Origin of the sequence: Paenibacillus sp. NPDC058898, from assembly GCF_049316025.1 — a bacterium.
Taxonomy (GTDB): Bacteria; Bacillota; Bacilli; order Paenibacillales; family Paenibacillaceae; genus Paenibacillus_AQ.
Window position 1 is genome coordinate 744389 of the sequence record NZ_JBMOSM010000003.1, and the last position, 6732, is coordinate 751120.

Annotated in this window: 4 protein-coding genes; 2 read left to right on the forward strand and 2 right to left on the reverse strand. The window is 52.9% G+C overall.

Going from position 1 to position 6732, the window contains the following annotated elements:
- Positions 1-290: 290 nt before the first annotated feature.
- Positions 291-1040 (forward strand): MBL fold metallo-hydrolase, encoded by a 750-nt coding sequence (locus ACOZB4_RS11920; protein ID WP_379414811.1) that lies wholly within the window; start codon positions 291-293, stop codon positions 1038-1040.
- A 30-nt stretch (positions 1041-1070) separates the two neighbouring features.
- Here ACOZB4_RS11920 and ACOZB4_RS11925 read toward each other — a convergent pair whose 3' ends face one another.
- Both ACOZB4_RS11925 and ACOZB4_RS11930 read right to left on the reverse strand, forming a co-directional pair.
- Positions 1071-2027, reverse strand: a complete 957-nt coding sequence (locus ACOZB4_RS11925) for a hypothetical protein (RefSeq protein ID WP_379414968.1) — start codon at positions 2025-2027, stop codon at positions 1071-1073.
- Between the two features lie 100 nt (positions 2028-2127).
- Complete coding sequence (locus ACOZB4_RS11930) at positions 2128-5466, reverse strand: DUF5107 domain-containing protein (RefSeq protein WP_379414808.1); 3339 nt, start codon at positions 5464-5466, stop codon at positions 2128-2130.
- 169 nt (positions 5467-5635) lie between these two features.
- On the opposite strand from ACOZB4_RS11930, the gene ACOZB4_RS11935 reads away from it, so the two are divergent.
- On the forward strand, positions 5636-6529 hold the full coding sequence (locus ACOZB4_RS11935; protein ID WP_379414806.1) for an AraC family transcriptional regulator: 894 nt from the start codon (positions 5636-5638) through the stop codon (positions 6527-6529).
- Positions 6530-6732 lie beyond the last annotated feature (203 nt).

The window sequence follows — 6732 nt, forward strand, 5'->3', positions numbered from 1 at the left end:
TTCCTCTTTTCAAGGATTATACCAGCAATTACATATTCCTCAATAGCGAGATGAGATCCAGCCTTGTGAGCAGTCTACGTCTTGAAGTCAAGCTATGTATACCGAGCCGGACATTTCATATATTAAAGAGGTTTTGATCAATGAATTAAATATTGATAAATAATTATTTTTGTGTTATGATATAATATTTTACCATTTACATGAGTTTGCTGATTTGATAATCTACTTCTACTCATCTCTCCCGGAAAGATAAACACGGGAAGAACCCTTTATACGTGGAGGTATGTAACATGCAAATCGATCAAGGCATTGCCATGCTGGAAATTTCCGCAGCCATGATGGGACGAATCGAAACGATCCATCCAACATTCATATGGGATCATCAGAACCGGGTGCTTATCGATACCGGCTATCCCGGCCAGTTCCCGATTATTCAGGAGCAGCTATCGGACATCGGGGTTTCCGTCCAAGATGTAAGCAAAATTATTATAACACACCAGGATTTGGATCATATCGGCAGTTTGCCGGCCATGATCCAGCACAGCAACCACGCCCCGGAAGTGTTCGCCAGCGAAATTGAAAAGCCTTATATCGAAGGAGATACAAGGCTTGTCAAATTATCGCCCGAGGCCATTACACAAGCGCTGGCTTCGATGCCGGATCACGTTCCGCCGGAGTGGAGGAATGCGTTTAAGCAAACGCTGGAGAATCCTCCCACAGCCCCAGTGAACAGCATTTTGCGCGACGGCGAGGAACTGCCGTTTGGCGGCGGTATCATCGTGATCCATACGCCGGGCCACACCCCGGGCCATACCAGCTTATATCATATGCCGAGCAAAACCCTGATTGCCGCAGATGCCCTGAACGTGATCAATGGACGGTTGGTCGGGCCGGATCCGGCAACTACATATGACATGGAGTCAGCCAAGCTTTCGTTGCAAAAGCTCACCCATTATGACATCCATAAGGTGATCTGTTATCATGGGGGACTATTTACGGACAATCCCAACCAGCGCATTCGTGAATTGGCTTATGCTTAAGCGTTGTCGATCCACTGCCGATCAAGAAGACTACCCTTTGTTCTTCTGTCCGTCGATCCAGCTAATCTCAAGGTACCACGTATACGTGCCGCCGGCCGGCACTTCGGCCGCTACCTGACGATGCATGGCATGCGAGAGATCATCGAGCAGCCCCGTCGCTGGTTCCAGCGCAAGATGATACTGTCCCTGATAGCCGCCGTAATTCGCCCATATCCCTAAATAAGGCACCTGCTCTTTAGGAAACGTCATGCGGAGTCCTTCTCCCGCAACCGGATCGTAAATGGAAGCTTGCCCATCCGGCAGCTCGCCTGCAAAATAAAACTTCTCCGCCGATGCTTCAAGCTTGCTCTCGGTTCGATTCAAGCGGATATGGGGCTTTTCATCCCATGGCTGCGGCCATTTCCGAATATCGCCGAATTCTCCCAATCGACCGTTCGCCGAGTACGATACGATGATCTCCCTCAGCTCGTTGGGAACAATAATCTCTGCGCCTTCATCGATCTGAAACAACGGATGCGCGGCCCACAGGAAACAGAACGGGAACGGACTCGGATTATGAACGGCATAATCGATCCGTAAGGTATCTTCACGGGGGAAAGAATAGGTTTTGCGCAGCTGATAAGGAATTCGGATTCCCTGCACGCTGCAGTGAAGCAGTTCTTCCTCGCTGTGCGCCTTCCATGGAATGGACCATACCTCGCCATGATCCGGCAGCTCCGTTCCTTCCCATGGATACGCAGGATACCGGCAGTCATTGATCGTTGGAAACATTTCGTCCCAGCCGCTGCCGTCCCGCTGTCCAAAGGAGCTTGCATACCCGTTCGTTTCCAGATCTCCAGCAGGCTGCGCCAGCCATTCCCGGCCAGTCTTTCGATTGCGAAGCGAGATGACCCTGCTTCCGAGTTCAGGCACCAGGACCATCTCCATCACCTCCGTGCACCCGGTCCAAACCTCATATCCATCCAGCATCCCTTTGCTCCAGATCATCATCATCGTCATCTCCTCCGTTGTAGTCAACGCAACACACAGAATGCACAAATGCTCAAGGACCGTTCATAACAGCCCTTGAGAATAAAGTGTAAATCTTTTACATCAACGTCTTGCAAAGCGCCAAATGCAACGCAGCTCCTTGATGGTGAGACTCCAGCTGCAGCACTTCGCGGAACAGGTTCTCCGCGGACTGCCGGTCACCGAGGCCAAGATGCCCAAGCCCCATCATATAACGGCAATGAATTTCGTTTCTTCGGTCCAGATCTTCATCAAACACCAGGAAGTCCGGCAGCGAGACGGCAAAGTAATCGATGCTCTGAGGCTCGAATATATGCTTCTCCCCATAATCAATCAGCTTGTTAAACCGGCTGCGGGCTTCATTCTCTCGGCCCAGCCTCCGCAGCGCGGCCCCTTGATAAAAAATCATGTGCGGCGGCTGATCGTTGTAATACATCGCACTGGTCGGCTCATCCAGCCCCTCCGAAGCTTTCAGGAAGTAGGCCTCCGCCTCATCAGACCGGCCGAGCCCTTCGTATGAGCAGCCCAGGTAATAATCGATGTTGTTCTCCTGCGCTCCCGTGAGCTTCCCTTCATTGATGTTGGGCGGATATTGTTTGGCAGCAAGCAGCTGCTCTACGGCATCCTCGCAGCGACGCTCCTGAAGCAGCTGCTTCGCCAGCTCCACACGGGCCAACACATACTGGGCCGGAACCTTGCCCTCGCCGCCTTCCCATGGGTGAAAGTTCCGTTTGAGAATCAATGCCAATGCCTCCTCATAACGATTCAGCGTATTGTGCAGCGTCATATATTCCAGATATAAATCATCTCGCTGCTCGACCAACTCCATGTGCTCCTCCATCGCTTTCAATCGATCAGCCGGAGCATGACCGAGCTTTTTATACAATTGGTCCAGCTCGTAGAAGACCCTGGCGTCCGCCGGATTCAGCGAGAAGGCTTTTTGCAGCGATGCCAATGCTTGGTCGTGATCCTGCCTCTTGTTATAGAAAGCGAGCGCCAGATTCCGGTGCGGCGTAGCGAAGCGGTCGTCCAGAGCAACCGAAGCTTCCCAGCTGCTTATGGCTTCATCGTAGCGCTTCTTGTCGTACAGCAGGTTCCCTAAGTAGTACAACGCCTTCGCATCCTGCGGCTGTACGTCGAGCGCCTGCGTTAACGTCACGTAGTCATGCAGGGAATTCGGGAAACAGTATGACGGATCGGCCTCCGAGGCCAATCGGTAGCAAGCGGATGCCTCTTCCGCCCGGTTCATCTTCATTAGAGTACTGCCCTGGTAGTAATAAACCATCGGATAGACGACAGCTCCCGCACGGCGTTCAATGCGCTGCAGCACATCCAAAGCGTCGCCATATTGGCCTGCATCCGCATAGTCCTGCGCAACGGCGATATAATTGTGCGGATCATCGCGCAGGAGCTGGGCAAGCGATTCATAAGCCCGCCGGCTTTTATCCTCTTGCTTCTGTTCTTGATATACGGCTGCCAGCTCGTTCATCGCGCCCGCATCCATGGGATCCAGCTTGAGCGTTTCCTCAAGCCATGACTCCGCATCCGCCAAGCGTCCCAGCTTTCTTAAGACGAAACTCTTGAGATGCCGCGCCTTATAATTTCGATACTGGGCAGCCAGGGATCGTTCGGTCAGCTCGAACGCTTCCTCATATTCCCGCTTCTCGCAGGCAATCTGGGCCAAAGCAAGATATCCGGCGCCTTGCCAAGCCCCCGACCAGACCGACTTGTACAGATAAGCGTACGCTTCATCCAAACGGCCCTGCCATTTCAAGACTTTGCCTAAATGATAGAACGGTTCGCTGTCATAGGGCCGGGCGTTGTGGCGGGTCAGGGTTTCGATGGCTTTTTTGAAATAAGCTTCACTCTCCGTGAGGCAGCCTCTGCGCAGCAGCAGCAAACCGTAGGCATTGTTCAGTCTTGCGTCTTCCGCATCGCGCCGAAGGCCTTCCATATAGTAGGATTCCGGTTCATAGGTCGCGTGCCGGTACTGCTCCAGATGCTGTCCCGCTAAGAACAGCGCTTCGGTATTCTTCAGGTCCTCCGGCTTGCCAATCTCCATGGCCGGGTCCGGCGTCCGCTCCAAGGTACGCGGCTTGGGCTGGTAAGCGACCAACTCCTTGCCGTCCGCAGCGAATACCGCGACCCGCAAATCTTTTTCTCTGACATCGGGGTCCAGTTCGATCACGGCCTGGAAGGCATCGGCCGGCGACAGCTTGACCTTCTGTTCCAAATAGGTGCGTCCCGCTCCGGTCACCAGGATGCGAGCCCCTTCCCTAACCGAGGTGGCATAGACATGGACAACGGCTTTATGGTCGTGAACTTCGAGATTTACCGCGGCGTCAATGGACGCATTCTTCACCAGCCCGATGTCTTTATAGGGCATGAAGTACTGCTTGAAGCTTTTCTCCTCGTACGGCGCCAGCCAGGTGAAATCGGGCTGGTTATCGGTATACACGCCAGTCATGAGCTCGATGTACGGGCCGTCTTCGTCGGTCAGGTTGCGATCCCAGGCTTGGCCGAATTCGCCGTGACCCCATGTCCACTGTTTTTTGCCGGGAGATATATGTTTATTGGCCACATGCAGAATCCCCGCTTTCAAGCCATGGTCATATCCGCCGACGAAATCGTAATCCGAATGATAGGCCATATAGGATGTCGGCACGGGAATGTTGCGGTACATGGAAATATCGACGCCCGCCGAATAGTCCTGCTTATAATACGTGCCGGTGGCGATCGGGAATTTGGACACGTCCCGTTTCCCATGATCGAACACCGCATGAACGTCCGGAGGAAACACGGATTGGGTATGATCGTTGACCGCTACGGCCGGATTCGCCCACCACAGAAAAGTCTGCGGCTCCGAGGTCCGATTGTACATCTGCGCCTGAATTTCCAGATACGCCTTGCCCGGATACAGCGTGAAGCCGGTAGACACCTTCGTGCCGTACATCCGGTCGATCTCGCCGACCCATACCGTCTTGCTGCCATTCGGATGATCCTCAAGTCTCCACTCTACTTCGCCATAGGTGTTTGGCCGGTGATGCTGCGGCCAGTTGAACTCGATTCCCCCGGAGATCCAAGGACCCGCAAGGCCAACCAAAGCCGGCTTGATCACTTGATTGTGGTATACAAAATCATAGTTGTTGGTTTTATCGATGGCCCGGTAGATCCGGCCGCCAATCTGCGGCATGATCTGAATCTGCACGTACTCATTTTCAAGGAAAATGATCCGGTAGGGCTTTACTACTTTCTCATCATAAATTTTATCGATGACCGGCAGCGGATAGACACGCCCCGAGCTCCCCTGATACACCCGTTTCTCCAAAAACATCGGGTTCAGGTCCGGCTTCCCCACTTCATACGTGGGAATCTCCACAGTCTCTTCCCGTACGCTCACTTGCAGCTGTTTTGTCATGATTCGTCATCCCTCCATTAATATCAGCGTTGGCTGCTTCATGTCTCTATCTTATAAGCCCGCCTGCCCGCAGAGCCATTGACGATATCATGTTCAGGATGGATTATATTCTGATTATTTCGTTTTCCATCAGGTTGACAAGACTGCCGCCCCGATACATAGTAAAGCTATGGATACCATACGAAAATCAGACGGATTCGCGTCTCAGAAAATCACTGTCCTCCCGGATCATATTATGAAAGAGGCGGCCCGGCATCCGCTTGTGGAACCGCTGCACGTAACTGACATCGGATACTTTCCGCGTGCGCTTCATCACTACCGGGAACGCCCGGAGGGTAGCGGCGCGTACATCTTGATCTACTGCGTGGAGGGGGAAGGCTGGTACCGATTGAACGGCGGCAAAACCTATTCTCTGCTCAAGGGGCAGGCGGTCGTCATTCCGCCGGATACGCCGCATGAATATGCATCAACGGAGTTTCATCCCTGGAGCATTTACTGGTGGCATATGAAGGGGACGCATGCGGGCCTATTATTTGAGGGCTTTAGCCATTCGGCGGAACCCGCCGTCCTTCCGGTCGATCAGTCAAGGAGCATCGTGGAGCTGTTTCATGAAAGTTACGATCTGCTGCAAAAAGGTTATACGCTGAACCATATCATCCATGTCTCGCAGCTCGCCGGCCACTTGGCGGCTCTGATCCGCCTCGCCCGGCTCCAACCGCAGCGGGGGCTGGATCAGCAAAATAAGCATGACATGGAGCAGACGCTTCGGTTTATGACGGAGCACCTGGAGGGACAGGTGAGCCTGAAGGAGCTGGCGGTTAACGCCAATCTATCCATTCCGCACTTCACTTTCCGGTTCAAGGAAGCAACGGGCTACTCCCCGATCGATTACTATCTGCGGCTCAAAATCCAGCGAGCCTGCCAGCATCTGGACCTGACCGGCCAGAGCGTCAAGGAGATCAGCCACCGTTTCGGCTTCCAGGACCCCTACTACTTCTCGCGACTGTTCAAAAAAATCATGGGAAAATCCCCTTCCGAGTACCGAGATACCCGGAAAGGGTAGGTTTCTCCTCTTTATGTGTTGTGAGACGCTCCACGTACGAATCGTTCCTACCATCGGTGTTGTCCCCAATTTCTTGAATTGGTTCTCGTCAAGGAAGAAATTCGGGGACAAAGCATTCCTGTATGCTCTTAAATTTCGGCTTTGAAATTAAACGAGCACCTCCTTATGATGAAAGGTGTCTACTACGACAACCACAACATCAT

Bases quoted from the DNA above. Each gene is read 5' to 3' on its own strand.
- ACOZB4_RS11925 (WP_379414968.1), bottom strand. From the start codon at position 2,027: ATGATCTGGAGCAAAGGGATGCTGGATGGATATGAGGTTTGGACCGGG.
- ACOZB4_RS11935 (WP_379414806.1), top strand. From the start codon at position 5,636: ATGGATACCATACGAAAATCAGACGGATTCGCGTCTCAGAAAATCACT.
- ACOZB4_RS11920 (WP_379414811.1), top strand. From the start codon at position 291: ATGCAAATCGATCAAGGCATTGCCATGCTGGAAATTTCCGCAGCCATG.
- ACOZB4_RS11930 (WP_379414808.1), bottom strand. From the start codon at position 5,466: ATGACAAAACAGCTGCAAGTGAGCGTACGGGAAGAGACTGTGGAGATT.